Origin of the sequence: Humibacter ginsenosidimutans (assembly GCF_007859675.1) — a bacterium.
Taxonomy (GTDB): domain Bacteria; phylum Actinomycetota; class Actinomycetes; order Actinomycetales; family Microbacteriaceae; genus Humibacter; species Humibacter ginsenosidimutans.
The window spans coordinates 1,946,637-1,963,982 of record NZ_CP042305.1 but is presented as its reverse complement, the minus strand read 5'-3'; the positions used below and the strand labels follow the sequence as shown (position 1 = coordinate 1,963,982).

General features: G+C 69.7%; 16 protein-coding genes. 11 read left to right on the top strand and 5 right to left on the bottom strand.

Going from position 1 to position 17,346, the window contains the following annotated elements:
• Window positions 1–55 precede the first annotated feature (55 nt).
• Window positions 56–1,081 (top strand): glycerophosphodiester phosphodiesterase family protein, encoded by a 1,026-nt coding sequence (locus tag FPZ11_RS09055; RefSeq protein ID WP_146320202.1) that lies wholly within the window; start codon window positions 56–58, stop codon window positions 1,079–1,081.
• Window positions 1,082–1,193: 112 nt separating this feature from the next.
• On the opposite strand, the gene FPZ11_RS09050 is transcribed toward FPZ11_RS09055, so the two are convergent.
• Window positions 1,194–1,922 carry an alpha/beta fold hydrolase gene (locus FPZ11_RS09050; RefSeq protein WP_146320200.1) on the bottom strand — a complete coding sequence of 243 codons (729 nt, stop codon included), beginning with the start codon at window positions 1,920–1,922 and terminating at the stop codon, window positions 1,194–1,196.
• Window positions 1,923–2,007: 85 nt separating this feature from the next.
• On the opposite strand from FPZ11_RS09050, the gene FPZ11_RS09045 reads away from it, so the two are divergent.
• The 5 genes from FPZ11_RS09045 to FPZ11_RS09025 all read left to right on the top strand — a co-directional run bounded on the left by FPZ11_RS09045 (window position 2,008) and on the right by FPZ11_RS09025 (window position 6,998).
• Entirely contained in the window at window positions 2,008–4,512 is a 2,505-nt protein-coding gene (locus FPZ11_RS09045) for an ATP-dependent helicase (protein ID WP_146320198.1), read from the top strand.
• A 79-nt stretch (window positions 4,513–4,591) separates the two neighbouring features.
• The gene (locus tag FPZ11_RS09040; RefSeq protein WP_146320196.1) at window positions 4,592–5,077 is read left to right on the top strand and encodes an FUSC family protein; all 486 of its coding nucleotides are present in this window, start codon (window positions 4,592–4,594) and stop codon (window positions 5,075–5,077) included.
• Between the two features lie 19 nt (window positions 5,078–5,096).
• On the top strand, window positions 5,097–6,038 hold the full coding sequence (gene murQ, locus FPZ11_RS09035; protein ID WP_146320194.1) for an N-acetylmuramic acid 6-phosphate etherase: 942 nt from the start codon (window positions 5,097–5,099) through the stop codon (window positions 6,036–6,038).
• 214 nt (window positions 6,039–6,252) lie between these two features.
• Window positions 6,253–6,459: a hypothetical protein gene (locus tag FPZ11_RS09030; RefSeq protein ID WP_146320192.1), complete on the top strand. Its 207-nt coding sequence runs from the start codon at window positions 6,253–6,255 to the stop codon at window positions 6,457–6,459.
• A gap of 5 nt (window positions 6,460–6,464) precedes the next feature.
• On the top strand, window positions 6,465–6,998 hold the full coding sequence (locus FPZ11_RS09025) for a GNAT family N-acetyltransferase (RefSeq protein ID WP_146320190.1): 534 nt from the start codon (window positions 6,465–6,467) through the stop codon (window positions 6,996–6,998).
• Window positions 6,999–7,008: 10 nt separating this feature from the next.
• On the opposite strand, the gene FPZ11_RS09020 is transcribed toward FPZ11_RS09025, so the two are convergent.
• The 3 genes from FPZ11_RS09020 to FPZ11_RS09010 form a co-directional block, all read right to left on the bottom strand.
• Entirely contained in the window at window positions 7,009–7,389 is a 381-nt protein-coding gene (locus FPZ11_RS09020; RefSeq protein WP_146320188.1) for a hypothetical protein, read from the bottom strand.
• 101 nt (window positions 7,390–7,490) lie between these two features.
• Window positions 7,491–8,288, bottom strand: a complete 798-nt coding sequence (locus FPZ11_RS09015; protein ID WP_146320186.1) for an oxygenase MpaB family protein — start codon at window positions 8,286–8,288, stop codon at window positions 7,491–7,493.
• Between the two features lie 90 nt (window positions 8,289–8,378).
• Entirely contained in the window at window positions 8,379–9,344 is a 966-nt protein-coding gene (locus FPZ11_RS09010; protein WP_146320184.1) for a ribokinase, read from the bottom strand.
• A gap of 218 nt (window positions 9,345–9,562) precedes the next feature.
• On the opposite strand from FPZ11_RS09010, the gene sucC reads away from it, so the two are divergent.
• The 5 genes from sucC to FPZ11_RS08985 all read left to right on the top strand — a co-directional run bounded on the left by sucC (window position 9,563) and on the right by FPZ11_RS08985 (window position 16,551).
• Window positions 9,563–10,735, top strand: a complete 1,173-nt coding sequence (gene sucC, locus FPZ11_RS09005; protein WP_146320182.1) for an ADP-forming succinate--CoA ligase subunit beta — start codon at window positions 9,563–9,565, stop codon at window positions 10,733–10,735.
• A gap of 39 nt (window positions 10,736–10,774) precedes the next feature.
• Window positions 10,775–11,677 (top strand): succinate--CoA ligase subunit alpha, encoded by a 903-nt coding sequence (gene sucD, locus FPZ11_RS09000; RefSeq protein ID WP_146320180.1) that lies wholly within the window; start codon window positions 10,775–10,777, stop codon window positions 11,675–11,677.
• A gap of 188 nt (window positions 11,678–11,865) precedes the next feature.
• Complete coding sequence (locus FPZ11_RS08995; protein ID WP_146320178.1) at window positions 11,866–13,317, top strand: hypothetical protein; 1,452 nt, start codon at window positions 11,866–11,868, stop codon at window positions 13,315–13,317.
• Between the two features lie 76 nt (window positions 13,318–13,393).
• Window positions 13,394–15,034: a cell division protein PerM gene (locus tag FPZ11_RS08990; RefSeq protein WP_210415997.1), complete on the top strand. Its 1,641-nt coding sequence runs from the start codon at window positions 13,394–13,396 to the stop codon at window positions 15,032–15,034.
• Window positions 15,031–16,551, top strand: a complete 1,521-nt coding sequence (locus tag FPZ11_RS08985) for a threonine/serine exporter family protein (protein ID WP_146320176.1) — start codon at window positions 15,031–15,033, stop codon at window positions 16,549–16,551. Before FPZ11_RS08990 ends, FPZ11_RS08985 begins: the two co-directional genes overlap by 4 nt.
• 78 nt (window positions 16,552–16,629) lie before the next feature.
• On the opposite strand, the gene FPZ11_RS08980 is transcribed toward FPZ11_RS08985, so the two are convergent.
• On the bottom strand, window positions 16,630–17,262 hold the full coding sequence (locus FPZ11_RS08980) for a GNAT family N-acetyltransferase (RefSeq protein ID WP_168203775.1): 633 nt from the start codon (window positions 17,260–17,262) through the stop codon (window positions 16,630–16,632).
• Between the last annotated feature and the right edge of the window lie 84 nt (window positions 17,263–17,346).

The window sequence follows — 17,346 nt, the reverse complement described above, 5'->3', positions numbered from 1 at the left end:
CGTCGCGTCGTCCAGCGTTCACTCCGTGCGGGTGCGCCGTGACTATGATCTGCGCATGCCGTCGCCTTCCGTGCCCATGATCATCGGTCACCGCGGCGCGCCCGGCTACCGGCCGGAGCACACTCGGGCCTCGTACGAGCTGGCGTTCGCGCTGGGCGCGGACGCCGTGGAGCCCGACGTGGTGGCGACGAAGGACGGCGTGCTCGTTCTGCGCCACGAGAACGAGATCTCGGCGACCACCGACGTCGCGTCGAGGCCGGAGTTCACCGACCTGCGCACCACGAAACTCGTCGACGGCGTGCGGCGCACCGGGTGGTTCACCGAGGACTTCACCTGGGCGCAGCTCTCCACGCTGCGCGCCGTGGAGCGCCTGCCCGAGCTGCGGCAGGGCAGCTCCAGCTTCGATGGCCGCTACCCGATCATGCGGCTGTCGCAGCTCTTCGATCTCGTCGACCGTGAGTCGGAGCGTGCGGGGCGCAGCCTCGGACTCGTCGTTGAGTTGAAGCACGCGACCTACTTCGAGCAGCTCGGGCTGCCGCTCGACGAACTGTTCGCGTCGGCGCTGCTCGACGCGGGCTGGAACGACGGAGCCGGCCGTCTCGTGGTCGAGTCGTTCGAGCGCACCGTGCTGACGGGTATCCGCGCCCGCTCGGTACGAGCGAAGTCGGTCTATCTCATCGAGGCGACGGGCGCCCCGTTCGACGCGGTCGCCCGCGACGGTGCCGCGGCGCGCACCTACGCGCAAGAGATCGACGGGGCCGGTCTCTACGCGCTCGCCACGGCGACCGGCCACGAGGCGATCGACGGAATCAGCGTGAGCAAGACACTGCTGCTGGATGCCGCGGGCGACGGCACCACCGACCTGGTCGACCGTGCCCACGGCGTCGGCCTGCAGATCTTCACCTGGACGCTACGGCCCGAGAACCGTTTTCTCGGTGCGCGGTTCCGCCGCGGCGGGGCCGCGGAGCACTTCGGCGATTGGCAGCGCGAGTACGAGGTGATCATGGAGACGGGTGTGGATGCCGTCTTCGCCGACCACCCGGATCTCGCGATCGTCGCCCGCGACGCGCTCGCCGGCTGACGCGTCGGCTCCGCCACCCGCAGGTTGAGGAGCCCGCGGCGAAGCTGCGGGCGTCTCGAAACCGGAGCGCTGACCACATCGGGTTTCGAGGCGCGCGCCTTCGGCGTGCTCCTCAACCCACGGATGCCGACGAAGCGGCGTCGGCGATCGCCGCCGCCGCCTCGTCGGGCTTCGACCACATGGGCCAGTGCCCCGTCGGCACGTCGACGAGGTCGACGGAGTCGAACAGCGTCAGCTCGGCGAACCACGGATGCCCCGCATCGATCAGCGCTCTCACCTGCGCAACGGGGAACGACGTGCACACCAGGGTGACAGGGATCGTGTGTCGCCGGTCGTCATTCAGGTGCATCGTCTCGCGGGCCGGCCCGGCAGGGTGCGGCACCCCGCGCGCGCGGAACTGCGCGAGCGCTTCGTCGTCGAGCCCGGCGAGACTCGACCCCGCGGCTTCGAGCTCCCGCCACGAGGGCAGCGCGATCTCGACCACGTCGGCGGGCAGGTCGGGCGAGCCGACGTGTCCGTCGGCCGCAGGTCCGCTGTCCACGAAGACCAGGCGGGCGATGAGATCGGGAACCAGGTCTGCGGCGCCCGTGATGACGGCTCCTGCCCCGCTGTGACCCACGAGGATCACGTCGGAGCCTGCGGCGCGCACAGCGTCGGCGACGGCATCCACGTGGTCGGCGAGCGTGATCGCGGCGCGCGGCGTGTCAGCGGACTCGAGCCCGGGCAGCGTGAGCTGCACGACGGGGAAGCCGCGGTCGCGCAGTCGGGAGGCGACGGCATCCCACGCCCAACCGCCCAGCCAGAACCCGGGAACCAGCACGATCGTCGGTGACTCGCTCATGCGTCGATCATGCGACGAGCCACCGACATCGGCGGGCTCCGAGACGCGTGCGAGGTCGGTGGCCGTACCTAGACTTGATGGCAGCATGACGACGCCTGACGACACCCCTGTTCTCGACGACGCGACGCGCGACCCCGAAGCGTTCAGGGCATCCGCCCCGATCATTCTCGACGGGGTCGACGTGGGCATCGACGACCGCTCGTTCCGACCGCACGGCGAGAGCGGAGACACGCTGCTCGACGGGCTGAACCCGCAGCAGCGCGAGGCCGTCGAGTACCGCGGTCCGGCGTTGTTGATCGTCGCCGGCGCCGGATCGGGCAAGACACGTGTGCTCACTCACCGCATCGCGAGCCTGCTCGCGAACCGAGAGGCGTGGCCCAGCCAGATCCTCGCGATCACGTTCACCAACAAGGCCGCCGCCGAGATGCGCGAACGCGTCGAGGCGCTCGTCGGTGAGAGCGCGCAGGGCATGTGGATCTCGACGTTCCATTCGGCGTGCGTGCGCATCCTGCGCCGCGAGGCCGAGAACTTCGGCTACAACCGCAACTTCACCATCTACGACGCCGGCGACTCGAAGGCGCTGCTCAAGCGCATCATCAAGGAGCTCGAGGCCGACACGTTCGGGTTCACGCCTGGCAGCGCCGCTGCCCGCATCTCCAAGCTCAAGAACGAGCTGTCCGACGTCGATTCCTTCGCGCGCACGGCGGACCGGTCGGATCCGAAGGAGGCGATGTTCCTCGAGATCTTCCGCACCTACACCAGGGAGCTGGCGCGGGCGAGTGCCTTCGACTTCGATGACCTGATCGGTCAGACGGTCTACCTCTTCCGCGCGTTCCCGCACATCGCTGCGCTCTATCAGCGACGGTTCAGGCACATCCTGGTCGACGAATATCAAGACACCAACCACGCCCAGTACGAGCTCATCCACGCGCTCACCCAGCCCATCGAGCCCGACGAAGTGGCCGAGCTGGAGGCGAAGGACTACAACCTCGGCAAGTTGGTGGATGCCACGGGGCGGGTGCCGGGGGCATCCCTCACCGTGGTCGGCGACTCCGACCAGTCGATCTACGCGTTCCGCGGTGCGGACATCCGCAACATCTCCGAGTTCGAGCGCGACTTCCCCGGCGCCAGGGTGGTGCTGCTGGAGCAGAACTACCGTTCGAGCCAGAACATCCTCTCGGCGGCCAACTCGGTCATCGCCAACAACTTCGATCGCAAAGACAAGAAGCTGTGGTCGGCGGGCGGCGACGGCGAGAAGATCATCGGCTACACGGGCTACTCGGGCCACGACGAGGCGCAGTTCGTCGCCGACGAGATCGAGAAGCTGCACAGCGCGGGCGTTCCCTACAACGAGATCGCCGTCTTCTACCGCACCAACTCGCAGACGCGTGCGCTGGAGGAGATCTTCATCCGCTCCGCTCTGCCGTACCGCATCATGGGCGGCACCAAGTTCTACGAGCGGGCCGAGATCAAGGATGCGATGGCCTACCTCATCGCCGTCGCCAACCCCGCCGACGAGATGGCGTTGCGGCGCGTGCTGAACACGCCAAAGCGCGGCATCGGTCCCGCCACCGAGGCACAGCTCGCCGGCTATGCCGAGGCGAACGGGTTCACGTTCCGCCAGGCGATGCGGGATGCCGGCTCCCTCGGCATGGGTCCGAAGGTCACCTCCGCGATCGTCGAGCTCGCGCGCCTGCTCGATGAGGGCGCGACCATGATCGATCCCGAGAATCCGGCGGGCCAGTCGAAGGTGAGCGACGTGCTCGTGCACCTGCTCAAGGGCTCGGCCCTCGTCGAGTCGCTGCGCGCCAGCCGCGACCCGCAGAACGAGGCGCGTGCGGAGAACGTGGAGGAGCTCGTCGCCGTCACCAAGGAGTTCGAGCGCAACAACCCGGAGGGTGGGCTCGTCGAGTTCCTCACCGAGGTGTCGCTCGTGGCCGCCGCCGACGAGATCGACGACGCCAGCGGCACCGTCTCTCTCATGACGCTGCACACGGCGAAGGGCCTCGAATACGACGCCGTGTTCATCACCGGCGTCGAGGAGGAGCTGCTGCCGCATCGCATGTCGGCGAACGAGCCGGGCGGCCCGGCTGAGGAGCGTCGGCTGTTCTACGTGGGCATCACCCGTGCCCGCAAGCGGCTCTACCTGTCGCTGGCCATGACCAGGGCGCAGTTCGGCGACGTCGCGGTGGCGCTGCCCAGTCGATACCTGCAGGAGATCCCCGCCGAGCTCATCGAGTGGAAGCAGTCGCCGGGATTCGCGAACTCCCGCGGCGGCACGCAGTCCCGCGCACTCAACGCGAGAAGAGCGAGCCGCCAGCCCGATCGCGGCCTCTCCGGTGCAGGCGGGTCGTTCGGAGCGAAACCGGAGATTCCGGCATCCGCGTGGCCCAACCGGGTCACCGCGCAGGTGCGCGACAACGGCGACCTCACGCTCGAGCCCGGCGATCGCATCCGTCACGTCGACTTCGGCGACGGCAAGGTCACGGCGGTGACGGGCGAGGGCAGCAAACGGGTGGCGCACGTGCAGTTCGAGAAGTCGGGCGCGAAGAAGCTGCTCATCAAGATCGCGCCGATCGAGAAGCTCTGAGCAGCGGGGAGCGGGCGGTGCGGCGGCTCAGGATGCTCCCACCCCGGCTGCCTCGGCTGCGTGCGCTCGATGTCGAAGCGTGAGCCGCAACCCGAGGGTGTGGCTGGCCGTCGCGCAGAACGGGATCGGTGCGCTGGTTGCGGGCGGCATTGCGCTGGGACTGGGCATCGGGCATCCGTACTGGGCGGTCGTGAGCCTGGTGGCCGTGATTCCGCCGCCGCACGGGCCGAACTCGGCGGGGCGTGCGATCGAACGCATCGTCGGCACGGCGATCGGCGTCGGGGCAGCGGCACTCCTGCTGCTGCCGAACCCGTCGGACGGCGTGCTGATCGCCGCGATCGGCGTCTGCCAGTTCGTCACCGAGCTGCTGGTCGGCTGGTTCTACGCCGCCGCACTCGTCTTCATCACGCCGCTCGCTCTGTCGGTGTCGGAGCTCGGTCGCGCCGGCTCGGTCGGACCGTTGCTCGGCGATCGTCTCGTGGAGACCGTGCTCGGCGCCGGGATCGGTCTGCTGCTCGTGATCGCCGGACGCCGGCTCGTGCGCGACGACCGAGCGGCCGCCTGAGGTCGCGTACCGTGAAGGCATGACTGAACCGACGGGTGACGACCCGCGCGACGCACTGCGCACCAGCCTTGGCTCGTTCTCGACAGAGGGCGTGAACCCGGCCACCACCGACCTCGACCTGTTGCCGCTCGACGAGCAGGTCGCTCTGATGTGCGCAGAGAACGCCGTGGTGCCCGACGCGGTGACCGCACAGGCACCGCAGATCGCCGCGGCGATCGAGCTCACCGTCGCAGGCATGCGCGAGGGCGGCCGCATCGTGTACGTCGGCGCGGGCACGCCCGGTCGGCTCGGCGTGCTCGACGCCAGCGAGATTCCGCCGACCTACGGTATGGACCCCTCGCGCGTCGTCGGCGTCATCTCCGGCGGCGACACCGCCATCCGCACGGCCGTCGAGAATGCCGAAGACGACGATGTCGCCGGCGCAGCAGCGATGGACGAGCTGGCGATCTCGGGCAACGACACCGTGATCGGCATCTCCGCGTCCGGCCGCACGCCCTACGTGCTGGGCGCGTTGAACCGGGCACGCGAGCGCGGGGCCGCCACCGTCGGGTTCGCGTGCAACACCGGATCGCCGATCGGCGCGGCATCCGATGTCGCCATCGAGACCGTCGTCGGCCCCGAGGTCGTCACCGGATCGACGCGGTTGAAGGCCGGCACCGCGCAGAAGCTCGTGCTCAACACCATCTCGACGCTCACGATGGTGCGGCTGGGCAAGGTCTACGGCAACCTCATGGTCGACGTGCGCGCCACGAACGAGAAGCTGCGCGCACGCTCCGAGCGCATCGTCATGCTCGCCACGGGAACGGATGCCGTCACAGCGGCCTCGGCGCTCGCCGCAGTCGACGGCTGGGTCAAGGCGGCCATCCTCGTGGTCGTGACCGGCCTCGCCGGTGACGAGGCGGTGCGCCTGCTGCACGAGCACGACGGAATGCTTCGGGAGGCCGTCGCGGCGGCATCCTGACGCCTTGCCCCTGGCGATGGTCGCATCCTGCGGATGGCTGCGGCGTGCTGTCGCCCTGCACCGCATGCTGTACATGGGGCCTGCCATGTGCTGAAAATCGGACTTTTGCCGCGACACGCCGCGAATGCCCGGCGGCACGCCGCCGGCCCTCGCGGTTCTCCGATTTCCGGCGCGGGCGACCGACTCTGTCGGAGGTACGTCGCACCATGGGGTCATGACCCGAGACGAGCAGTTCATCATCGAGAACGCGGCGGCAGACGACGACCTCGACGTGCTGCTGTCGACTCACCGCTGCGCGGACTGCGGGGCCGACGCCGTTCTCGACACGGCGGCGGGCTGGCTCTGCGTGGAGTGCGCGGACGACGCCGACAGCGCGAGCGAGACGGCGATCTCGGCCTCCCGCGTGCAGCGCGCCGCCTGACCGTGATGCTCACCCTGCAGACCGAGCGCCTCACGCTGCGTCCGTGGACGCTCGACGATACCGACTTCCTCTTCGACCTCTACTCCCGGTGGGAGGTGCAGCGTTTTCTCGGACGCGAGCCACGCGTCATGACCGACAGGGCCGACGCCGTGGCGCGGGCGGAGAGACTCGTGGCGCAGAACGATCCGGTGCACGGCATCTGGGCGATCACCGACGCCGAGACGGCCCGTCCGTACGGAGCGCTGCTGCTCAAGGAACTGCCCGCGTCCGGCGCCGACGTGCCGCTCCGACCCTCGGGGGAGACCGAGATCGGGTGGCACCTGCACCCGGATGCCTGGGGCCACGGCTACGCGAGCGAGGCGGCATCCCGCGTGCTGCGACACGCCTTCGACAACGGCCTCGACCGCGTCCTGGCCGTCACCTACCCGCAGAACGAGGCGTCGCAACGGGTCGCGCTACGGATCGGCATGCGCGATCTCGGCCTCACAGAGGACTACTACAACACGACCTGCCGGTTGTTCGGCATCGATCGAGGCTGAGGGCGCAGGATCAGCCCTCAGCGGTGTTCGTCAGCACGCCGGCGGAGACGAGCGTGTTGTACATCGCCATGCACGTTTCGCTGAACGCCTTGTCGATCTTGCTGAGGCCCCAGACCCCGCCCTTGAAGAACCCGGCGGCGGTGTTCTTGTCGAGGCGGGCGACGAGCAGGCCCGCGGCATCCTGGAAGAACTGCACGCCGAAGGTGATCTGAAAGTTGTCGCCGGCCAGCGCGCCGACGAACACGGTGCTCGTCATGTTGCCTCGGCGCACCAGCCAATTGCCGTCCTGCTGCACCTCGACGAGGAAGCCCTGCGAATTGACCGCATCGGCGATGAGGTGCTTCGCGGCTTCGTGGTCTCCGGAGATGAAGCAGTCGTAGTAGGAGGACATCGGGCATTCCTTCGGGTGCTGCCGCGAGCGCCGCGGCGTCGACGATTGGGATGGTCGCCGAGAAGCCTAGGGTGCGGCAGGCGCCCTGACGAGACGAAAGCTCAGGAACGTCGTCGCAGCCGACGCAGCAGCCGGTCGCGCACGACGTGACGGATGCCGGCGGGCAGCCGCGGGTAGACCGCCGCGGTGAGCGACATCATGCGTTCGTACCGCCGCCGATTGCGTCCGTTCAGCACGAGCCCGTACTGCGCCCGCACCTCGTGCGGCAGCAGTGCGACGGTCGCGACGCGAGCCCACGGCATGAGCAGGCGCATCCACACCGGCGCGTGTTCGGCGCGCATCAGCTCGTGGGCGAGGCGGCGCGCCTCCGGGGTCACGGTGAGCTCGCGCACGCTGCGGAGCCAGTACGCGTCGAACGACGAACGGGTGGCCGGCCAGAGCCCGGCGGGAAGCTGCAATGTCGTTCCCACGGCGGCGAACTCGGCGTATATCCGGTCGGCGGCCGCTGGCGAGAGCGGACCGAACACGCGCTCCTGCACCTGCATCGCCGACCAGTACAGCGTGGCAGTGACCCAGAGCTGAAGCTGCGGGTCGTAGGCGGAGTACGCGGGCGAACCCTCGCGCTCGTCTCCGCGCACGGGAGCGTGCGCCTCGCCGACGATGCGGCGCGCGGCGCGCAGATCGTCGCCGGTTCCGGAGGCCACCGCCGTGACGTAGGTGAGTGTGCCGATGAGGCGGTCGTACGGGCGGCTCGCGAAGTCGCTGTGCTCGGCGACCCCACGACCGACGGAGGGGTTCGCGAGCTGCAGCAGGATGGCGCACCCACCGCCAGCGGTCATCACCCACTCGCCGCCGAGGTCGGCAAGCGAGCGGACGGGGGAGACGCGACGTTCGCCCATGTTCAGAGCGTAACGGCGACGGACGACGAGACGAGGCCGCAGCGATCGGCGCTCGGGGAGCGCAGTGTCGAACCTTCTCGGTGGCCGGAGTCAGCGTGCGTCGTCGCGGAGAACGGCGCCGACCTCCGAAGACGTCGGCAGCGAGGTCTGCGCACCGCGCCGGCGCACCGAGAGCGCCGCGACGGCCGAGCCTCGCCGCGCGCCGGCGACGATGGTCTCCTCGTCGAGGCGTTGCGTCTCCGCGATGACGGCGACGAGGCCGGCGACGAACGCGTCGCCCGCCGCCGTGGTGTCGACGGCGTCCGCTCGCAGCGCGGGAACACGGTGGATGCTCTCTGGGCCGATCACGACGCATCCCGCGGCCCCCTGCGTCACGACCACCCACGAGACACCGTGCTCGAACAGACGCGCGCACGCGTGCCGCAGCTCGTCATCGGTGTTCGGCGTACAGCCGACGAGGCCGGCGAACTCCGGCTCGTTGGGCACCACGACATCGGTGAGAGCGAGCAGCTCGTCGAGGCCGTCGACGGAGGGCGCCGGGTTGAGCACGGTGATCACGTCGTGGGAGCGCGCGAGCTCGAACGCGCGCGTCGTCGGCGCGACGGGCGTCTCCAGCTGCGCCAGCACGACGCGAGACGCTGCGATCGTGCGCGAGGCATCGGTCACGTCGGCAGCACCGAGCAGGGCGTTCGCACCCGGAACGACGACGATGGTGTTGGCCCCGGAGCCGTCGACGGTGATGAGGGCGGTGCCGGTCGGGGCGCCGTGCGCCGTGCGCACGTGCGCGACGTCGAGGTGTTCGCCGACGAGGGCTTCGAGATAGCGGGCTCCGGCGTCGTCGTCGCCGAGGCATCCGATGACCGCGGTCGGCACGCCGAGGCGCGCCAGCGCGACCGCCTGGTTGCCGCCCTTGCCGCCGCGGGAGGAGACGAGGGAGCTGCCCAGCAGCGTCTCGCCCTCGGCGGGCAGCCGCGGCGTCGTCACCGCGAGGTCCAGGTTGAGGCTCGCCAGAACGGTCACTCGAGGTCGATCGCCCACGTGCAGCCCTTTCGTCATCCGATGCCTTCATGGTCGCGAACGCCGCGCGATCGTGTCCAGCGCAACGGCTCGTCACGAGGAGCTGGGGGTCAGGGAGCAGTCGCCCGGCTCGGGTAGGCTGTCGGTGGCAATTTATCTCGGCGTCGAGCTATTCATCCGAAGTGCCTTACGCACGCGCCCATCGGGACGCGGGCCCGCACCGACCGCCATTTCACTCGCAAACGGATTGGGAAGCAGTGGATCTTTACGAGTACCAGGCACGAGACCTGTTCGAGAAATACGGGGTCCCGGTCCTGCCGGGTATCGTCGCGGACACTCCCGAGGAGGTGCGTGCGGCCTCCGAGAAGCTCGGCGGCGTGACGGTGGTCAAGGCTCAGGTCAAGACCGGCGGTCGCGGCAAGGCCGGCGGCGTCAAGGTCGCCAAGACCCCGGATGACGCCGAAGAGGCAGCCAAGGCCATCCTCGGCCTCGACATCAAGGGCCATGTGGTGCGCCGCGTCATGGTGGCGGGCGGCGCGAACATCGCCCGCGAGTTCTACTTCTCGGTGCTGCTCGACCGGGCCAACCGCTCCTACCTCTCGCTGTGCAGCGTCGAGGGCGGCATGGAGATCGAGCAGCTCGCCGTGGAGAAGCCCGAGGCGCTCGCGCGCGTCGAGGTCGACCCGCTCACCGGCATCGACCTGGCGAAGGCGAAGCAGATCGCGAAGGCCGGCGGGTTCCCCGACGACCTGATCGAGAAGGTCGCGCCGGTGCTCGTCAAGCTGTACGACGTGTACAAGGGCGAGGACGCGACCCTCGTCGAGGTCAACCCGCTCGTGCTCACGGGCGAGGGCGAGATCATCGCGCTCGACGGCAAGGTGTCGCTGGATGCGAACGCGGACTTCCGTCACGCGGACCACGAGGCGCTCGAAGACAAGTCCGCTGCCGACCCGCTCGAGGCGAAGGCCAAGCAGCACGACCTCAACTACGTCAAGCTCGACGGCCAGGTCGGCATCATCGGCAACGGTGCGGGGCTCGTGATGAGCACGCTGGATGTCGTCGCCTACGCGGGTGAGAAGCACGGCGGCGTGAAGCCGGCCAACTTCCTCGACATCGGAGGCGGAGCATCCGCCGAGGTCATGGCGGCCGGTCTGGACGTCATCCTGAACGACCCGCAGGTCAAGAGCGTCTTCGTCAACGTCTTCGGCGGCATCACCGCGTGCGACGCAGTCGCCAACGGCATCGTCGGCGCGCTGAACACGCTGGGTGCCGAGGCGAACAAGCCGCTCGTCGTGCGGCTGGACGGCAACAAGGTCGACGAGGGGCGCGCCATCCTGAACGACTACAACCACCCGCTCGTCACGCTCGCCGAGACCATGGACCAGGGCGCCGACAAGGCCGCCGAACTGGCGTCGGCGGCCGCCGCGTAGCGCCGGCTTCGCCGAAAATTGAAACGGACTGAGTAAATAATGTCGATCTTCCTCAACAAGGATTCCAAGGTCATCGTCCAGGGCATCACCGGCGGTGAGGGCACCAAGCACACCGCCCTCATGCTGAAGGCCGGCACCCAGGTCGTCGGCGGCGTGAACGCCCGCAAGGCGGGCACGACCGTGTCGCACACCGACAAGGACGGCAACGCCGTCGAGCTGCCCGTCTTCGGCGCGGTCTCCGAGGCCATCGAGAAGACCGGGGCCGACGTCTCGATCATCTTCGTGCCGCCGGCGTTCGCGAAGGACGCCATGCTCGAGGCCATCGAGGCCGAGATCCCGCTGCTCGTGGTGATCACCGAGGGCATCCCGGTGCAGGACAGCGCGGAGGCGTGGGCCGAGGCGAAGGCCAAGGGCAACAAGACCCGCATCATCGGGCCGAACTGCCCCGGCATCATCACCCCCGGCGAGGCGCTCGTGGGCATCACCCCGGCGAACATCACGGGCAAGGGCCACGTCGGACTCGTCTCCAAGTCGGGCACCCTGACCTACCAGATGATGTACGAGCTGCGCGACCTGGGCTTCTCCACGGCCATCGGCATCGGAGGCGACCCGATCATCGGCACCACGCACATCGACGCGCTCGCCGCATTCGAGGCCGACCCCGAGACCAAGGCCATCGTCATGATCGGCGAGATCGGCGGTGACGCCGAGGAGCGGGCGGCCGACTTCATCAAGGCCAACGTGACCAAGCCGGTCGTCGGCTACGTCGCGGGCTTCACTGCCCCGGAGGGCAAGACCATGGGCCACGCCGGCGCGATCGTGTCCGGCTCGGCCGGCACCGCGCAGGCGAAGAAGGAGGCCCTCGAGGCTGCAGGCGTCAAGGTCGGCAAGACGCCGAGCGAGACCGCGGAGCTTCTTCGCGAGGTCTACGCGAGCCTGTAGGCGACGTAGAGCACACAGAAGGGCGGATGCTTCGGCATCCGCCCTTCTGCGTTCTCGCCTGCGCTCCGGGCTCGGCACGCCGTCATCCCTTCCGGATGATCAACCCGCCCGGTGCTCGGGCTCCAGGCAACGCCGGTTCTAGGCTCGTGGCGAGCCGTCGTGACGATGGCGAGAGCCAGGGGGATGGCATGGCGCGCTTGACCAATCAGCAGTTGGAAGCCGAACTCGCCCGGGCGCAGGCGGAGAAGGACGCCCTCGAGGCGGAGAAGAGGGCGCTGGCAGCGCGTCTCGACGAGGAGCGCTCGCGAGCCGACGCTGCTGAGGCTGCTCGGGCATCCGCCGCCGCTCGGGCCGAGAAGGATGCCGCCGGTGCGAAGGGCGAGGCATCCACGGCGAAGAAGAAGCGCGGCTGGGGCTGGACGCTGCTGGCGACCGTGCTCATCGTGATCGCGTCGATCCTCGCTCCGGTCGCGGTGGTCTCCACCTGGGCGCAGCGCGAGCTCACCGACACGAACTACTTCGTCGACACGTTCGCACCGCTGTCCACGAAGCCCGCCGTGCAAGACCTCGTGGTGACGCAGACCGTGACCGCGATCGAGTCGAACGTCGACATCGAGGGGATCACCTCCGACGTGTTCACGGGGCTGGAGAATCTCGGGCTCGGGCCCAAGGCATCCACTGCGCTGAACACGCTGCAGGCGCCGCTCGTGGCGGGCATCAAGAGCCTGATCACGCAGACGGTGACCAAGTTCGTGCATTCGGAGGCCTTCTCCGACATCTGGAAACAGACGCTCACCATCACGCACAAACAGCTGCTGGCCACGTTGAACGGCGACAAGAACGCGGCGATCAGTGTGGGACCGAACGGGCAGATCGGCGTGCAGCTCGGACCGATCATCAAGGCGGTCAAGACCCAGCTCGTCGATCAGGGATTCGCCTTCGCGAAGAACATCCCCGCCATCGACAAGACCATCGTGATCGCGAAGACGAGCTCGGTCACGCTCTACATCGGGCTCTACAACCTCGTGGTCGCGGTGGGCATCTGGCTGCCGTGGGTCGTTCTCGTGCTGCTCGCCGCAGGTGTGCTCGTCGCCCGGCGGCGCGGCATCGCGCTGATCTGGGCATCCGTGGCCCTCGCGTTGTCGATGATCCTCGTCAGCGTCGGCATCTCGGTGGGCAAGACCGTGTTCGTGCTCGAGGTCTCGAGCGCCATACCGGCGGATGCCGCCGGCACGCTCTATGCGGGCATCCTCGGCTTCGTGCAGTCCATCGTGGTGGTTGTCGCGGTGCTGGCCATCACGGTGTTCGTCATCGCGATGATCGGCGGGCCGTTCCGTTGGGCGCGCGCCCTGCGCGGATACGCCGGCTCCGGCTTCGCCGCCGTTCGGCGCGGCGCGGAGAGGCACGGGATCACGACGGGCCGGGTCGGGGAGTGGATGTACGCGCAGCGCATTCTGCTGCGCGTGATCGTCGGGCTCGCGGCGGCGGCCGTCGTGGTGTTCCTGCGCCCGCTCACCCCGCCGGTGATCATCTGGACCGCCGTGATCGCCGTGCTGGTCATCGCCGTGCTCGAGCTGGTGAGCCGGCCGCCGGCGGTGGATGCCTCCACCCAGGAGCCCGCACCGGCTGCGGCGAACTGAGTCCGACCTGAGGTCTTGCGCGGCACGGGCGTGCCCGCGCTGTGCCGCCCACGCCCGCCGGTAGGGTCGTCAGCGCATGAACCGCATGACCGTCATCCTTCTCGCCGCGCTCGACGCGGTGATCGCGCTCGGCGTGGGCGTGGCGATTCCACTCGTGCCGCTCACGGCCATGTGGGGCGTGCAGTCCGGTCTCACCAGCGACTGGGCGCCGTTCTGGCGTGCGGCAGGCGACATCTGGCTGCTGGGCCACGGCGTCGACGTGACGGTCACCCTCGACCCGACGCTCGCCGCATCGTTCGGTCTCGACGCGGCTGCGGTGTTCACGGTGTCGATCGCCGCTCTGGGCTTCGCGCTGCTGACGGTGCTGTTCGGGGTGCGCACCGGTCGTCGGGCCTGGGCCACGCCGCATCCGGTCACCGCGGTGATCTCCGGTGTGGCGACCTTCGCCGTGCTGTCGACCCTGGTCACGCTCAGCGCCCACGTGCTGCCCGTCGTGCCTTCGCTGCTGCAGGGAGCGTTGCTGCCCGGGGCGGTGTTCGCGCTCGGCATCGGCGTCGGCCTGGTCGCGGCCGAACTGCGCCACCGCGCCGGACCGGAGACCGCGGAGCGCGATGCGACGTTGTCGTGGCCGGCGGCATCCTGGAGCCCCGCGACCAGAGCGCTTCTGGCCGCCGCACTGCGCAGCGCGACAGCGGCCGTGACACTGCTGGTCGCGGCGGCCGCCGTGACCTTGACCCTGCTCATGGTGTTCGACTACGCGCGCATCACGGGGCTGTACCAGTCGCTGCATCCGGGCATCGTCGGTGCGGCCGCCCTCACGCTCGCGCAGCTGGCGTTCGTGCCGAACGCCGTGCTGTGGGTGGCATCGTGGCTGGCCGGACCGGGCTTCGCGATCGGAACCGGGTCGAGCGTCGACGTTACCCAGACCTCCCTCGGCCCGTTGCCGTCGGTGCCGCTGTTCGGCGTGCTCCCGCAGGGCGACCCAGGGTTCGGGCTGATCGCGGTGCTCGTCCCCGTGCTCTGCGCCGCGGTCGCCGGCGTGCTGGTGCGGCGACGCCTTGATGGGATGCCCGCCCCGCGCTCCGCTTCTGGCGTCGTTCCGTGGGGCCCCGGCCGGCTCGCGCTCGTCGCACTCGGCTCGGGCGTCGTGGCCGGCGTGGCGTTCGGGGTACTGACGTGGTGGTCCGGGGGCGCGATCGGACCTGGACGGCTGCAGCACGCCGGCCCGGATCCGCTGCTGGCCGGCGCCGCCGTCGCGGCGGAGGTGCTCGTCGGCACCGCGATCGGCCTCGCCGTGCGCTGGCGCAGCGAGGAGGCATCCGAGTCGCTGACTCTGAGCGAGCGCAGGGCGAGGACTTCGGATGTCGCGCCGCACGCTTCGCAGTCCGCCACGCAGAGAGCGGCCGCTCAGAAGCCGGTCCCACCCACGTCGCCGGCGCCGCAGACCGCGGGCGTGAAGTCCGCACCATCGGCCCCGCGCACACCGGTCGTGGCCCCGTCGTCGGCTCGGCCGGCATCGAACGGACCGAAGGCGAGCGTGCCGGGAACAGGGTCCGTCACCGAAGCGCTCGCCTGGCTCGACGAGCTCGATCTCGGCGGCCGCCGGGCCGATGCCGCCCCCGCTGCGGCAGCCGACGACCGGCATCGAGAGGCCGACACCGAGCCCGTGCCGGTGGTGCGGGCCAGGGGACGTGGAAAGGGCAGCCGTCGGCCATGACCGACAAGCCGGCGCAGGACTCCGCTCGCGAAAGGGACGCGCAGGCGGAGCCCGGCCAGGCGCATCCCGGGCCTCAGAATCACGACCCGACCCATTCGCGCGTTGCAGACAACGGCGGGTCGGACGGCGGGGTCGTGCACTCCGGTCAGACCAGGCCGGCGACGGTGCAGCCGCCTCCACCAAGGGCATGGCGCTGGCACTGGCAATGGCCGCTGCGGCTCCGCCCGGTGTCGCCACGGCAGAAGGCTGCGCGCCCTGCGCAGCAGTTGCAGCAGTTTCTGGTGCGGCTGGGCGGCGCTCTCGTCTCGACGGGCATCGCCGTGACCGACATCAAGCGCACGCTGCAGAACGCCGCCGTGACGCTGGGCGCTCCCGACGCGGTGATCGTGGTGCTGCCCACCGCCGTCTTCGTCGGTGTGCCGGGCGAGCAGGAGACCCGCATCGACGTGTCGGATGCCGCCAGCGGCGAGGTGCTCTTCGACCGGGCCGCTCTCGTCTCGTCGATCGCTCAGCGTGCCATCTCCGGCACTCTGACGGCCGGTGACGGGTTGCAGGCGTTGGATGCCGCCGAGCGCTCCCGCCCCCGGTTCCGCTGGCCCTTGCGGGTGCTCGGTCACGGCACGATCGCCCTCGGCGTCGCGTTGGTGCTGTCGGGCGCCTCCGTGGCCTCGCTCGTGCTCACCTTCGTGCTGGGGCTTCTCGTCGGCGGCATGAAGCTGCTCGTGCGGCCAGGCTCGTATGCGGCGGTGCTGCTGCCGACGGTCTCCGCGTTCGTGATCTCGCTCGTCGCCTTCCTCGCGGCGGACTGGGGTATCGCGCGCGAGCCGATCTGGGTACTAGTACCCGCTTTGGTCACGTTGCTGCCCGGAGGGGTGCTCACGGTGGCCGTGCAGGAGCTGGCGTCCGGCGACATGATGGCGGGGGCATCCCGGCTCGTGTACGGGGTGGCGCAGCTCGTGTTCCTGGCGTTCGGCATCCTCACCGCGAACGTCGTGGTTGGGCTTCCCGACTGGTTCGCGCTCTCGTCGTCGGGCTCGGTGGTGGGGCAGTACGCCGCGTGGATCGGTGTCGTGCTGATGTCGGTGGGGTTCTTCCTCTACTTCTGCGGGCCGAGGTTCTCGCTGTACTACCTGCTTTTCACGCTGCTGATCGCCTACGGCGGGCAGCTGCTCGGCGACTGGGTCGGTCAGCTCGCCAGCGGCACCGCAGGCGGCGGCACGATCGGCGGCGGTCTGTTCGGCGCGTTCCTGCTCACGCTCGTCGCCTACCTCGCCCAGTCGCTGCCCAGCGCGCCGCCAGCCGTGGTGAGCTTTCTGCCCGCGTTCTGGCTGCTCGTGCCCGGCGCGGCCGGCCTGATCGGTCTCACCCAGTCGGCGAGCGACACGGCGGCCACCATCACGATCGAAGGCATCGGCGCCAGTCTGGTGGCCATCGCGATCGGCGTGCTCGTGGGCACGGCCGCCTACCGCATCGTGTACCGGTTCGCCCCGGAGCGGTGGCACCTGCGGCTGGTGTGATGGCGGCCGGGTGCCGGGGCTCGACGCGATCGCGCCGTGATCGTCGTGGGTCGGCTCGTATGCCGTCGTCGCAACTCGTCAGCCCGCACGACCGTCGCGGAGCACGGTGTGGGGTTGTGCCGTCCAGGTCGTCGTCACGGGGCGGTATCCGGCCCGATGCCAGAAAGGCGCCGAGAGCGGGTTCAACGGGGCGTAGTGCAGAACGGGCAGACTGATGCCCGAAGCGCTCAGTTCGCGGTGGACGTGTGCGATCAGGGCGCTGCCGATTCCCGTGCCGCGGATGCCGGGAGCAACGCTCATCGTGCCGATGTAGGCGACCGTCGCAGGGTCGGCGGCGATACCACCGGTGGCCCACCCGGCAGTCTCCGGCCACTCGACATCGCAGGAGCCGACGACGTGTCCGTCGACTTCGGCAACCCACGCTCGGGGTCGTGGGCCGGTGATCAACTCCGTCACGTAGTCGTGCATGCGCGCCGGAGTGGAAGCACGCCAATGGGCGCCGCCGAAATTGTCGTCCCACCTGATCAGGGTCTCGTGAAGAGATGTGACCGTCTCGACATCGCTCGGCGCGATCGCACGCACCGTCACCATCGTTGTCTCTGGGCCGGGCCGCGCGGCGCCGACACGTGCGGCCAGCACGGCCGTCGGCGTGAACCCGCTGTTGCGCAGCACCTTGACGACCGCGGCGTCGCGACTGGCCCACGACAGCACGGCAGCGGATTCTCCGTGTGCCGGTATGGATGCCCGTGCCAAGCGTTCACGCCAGGCGGCCAACAATCGACGCATGGCTCCCGC

Coding starts and splice junctions, on each gene's coding strand:
- FPZ11_RS09020 (WP_146320188.1), bottom strand. CDS start 7,389: ATGTCCTCCTACTACGACTGCTTCATCTCCGGAGACCACGAAGCCGCG.
- FPZ11_RS09015 (WP_146320186.1), bottom strand. CDS start 8,288: ATGGGCGAACGTCGCGTCTCCCCCGTCCGCTCGCTTGCCGACCTCGGC.
- FPZ11_RS09030 (WP_146320192.1), top strand. CDS start 6,253: ATGACCCGAGACGAGCAGTTCATCATCGAGAACGCGGCGGCAGACGAC.
- sucD (WP_146320180.1), top strand. CDS start 10,775: ATGTCGATCTTCCTCAACAAGGATTCCAAGGTCATCGTCCAGGGCATC.
- FPZ11_RS08985 (WP_146320176.1), top strand. CDS start 15,031: ATGACCGACAAGCCGGCGCAGGACTCCGCTCGCGAAAGGGACGCGCAG.
- FPZ11_RS09025 (WP_146320190.1), top strand. CDS start 6,465: ATGCTCACCCTGCAGACCGAGCGCCTCACGCTGCGTCCGTGGACGCTC.
- FPZ11_RS09050 (WP_146320200.1), bottom strand. CDS start 1,922: ATGAGCGAGTCACCGACGATCGTGCTGGTTCCCGGGTTCTGGCTGGGC.
- FPZ11_RS08995 (WP_146320178.1), top strand. CDS start 11,866: ATGGCGCGCTTGACCAATCAGCAGTTGGAAGCCGAACTCGCCCGGGCG.
- FPZ11_RS09055 (WP_146320202.1), top strand. CDS start 56: ATGCCGTCGCCTTCCGTGCCCATGATCATCGGTCACCGCGGCGCGCCC.
- murQ (WP_146320194.1), top strand. CDS start 5,097: ATGACTGAACCGACGGGTGACGACCCGCGCGACGCACTGCGCACCAGC.
- FPZ11_RS09010 (WP_146320184.1), bottom strand. CDS start 9,344: ATGACGAAAGGGCTGCACGTGGGCGATCGACCTCGAGTGACCGTTCTG.
- FPZ11_RS08990 (WP_210415997.1), top strand. CDS start 13,394: ATGAACCGCATGACCGTCATCCTTCTCGCCGCGCTCGACGCGGTGATC.
- FPZ11_RS09045 (WP_146320198.1), top strand. CDS start 2,008: ATGACGACGCCTGACGACACCCCTGTTCTCGACGACGCGACGCGCGAC.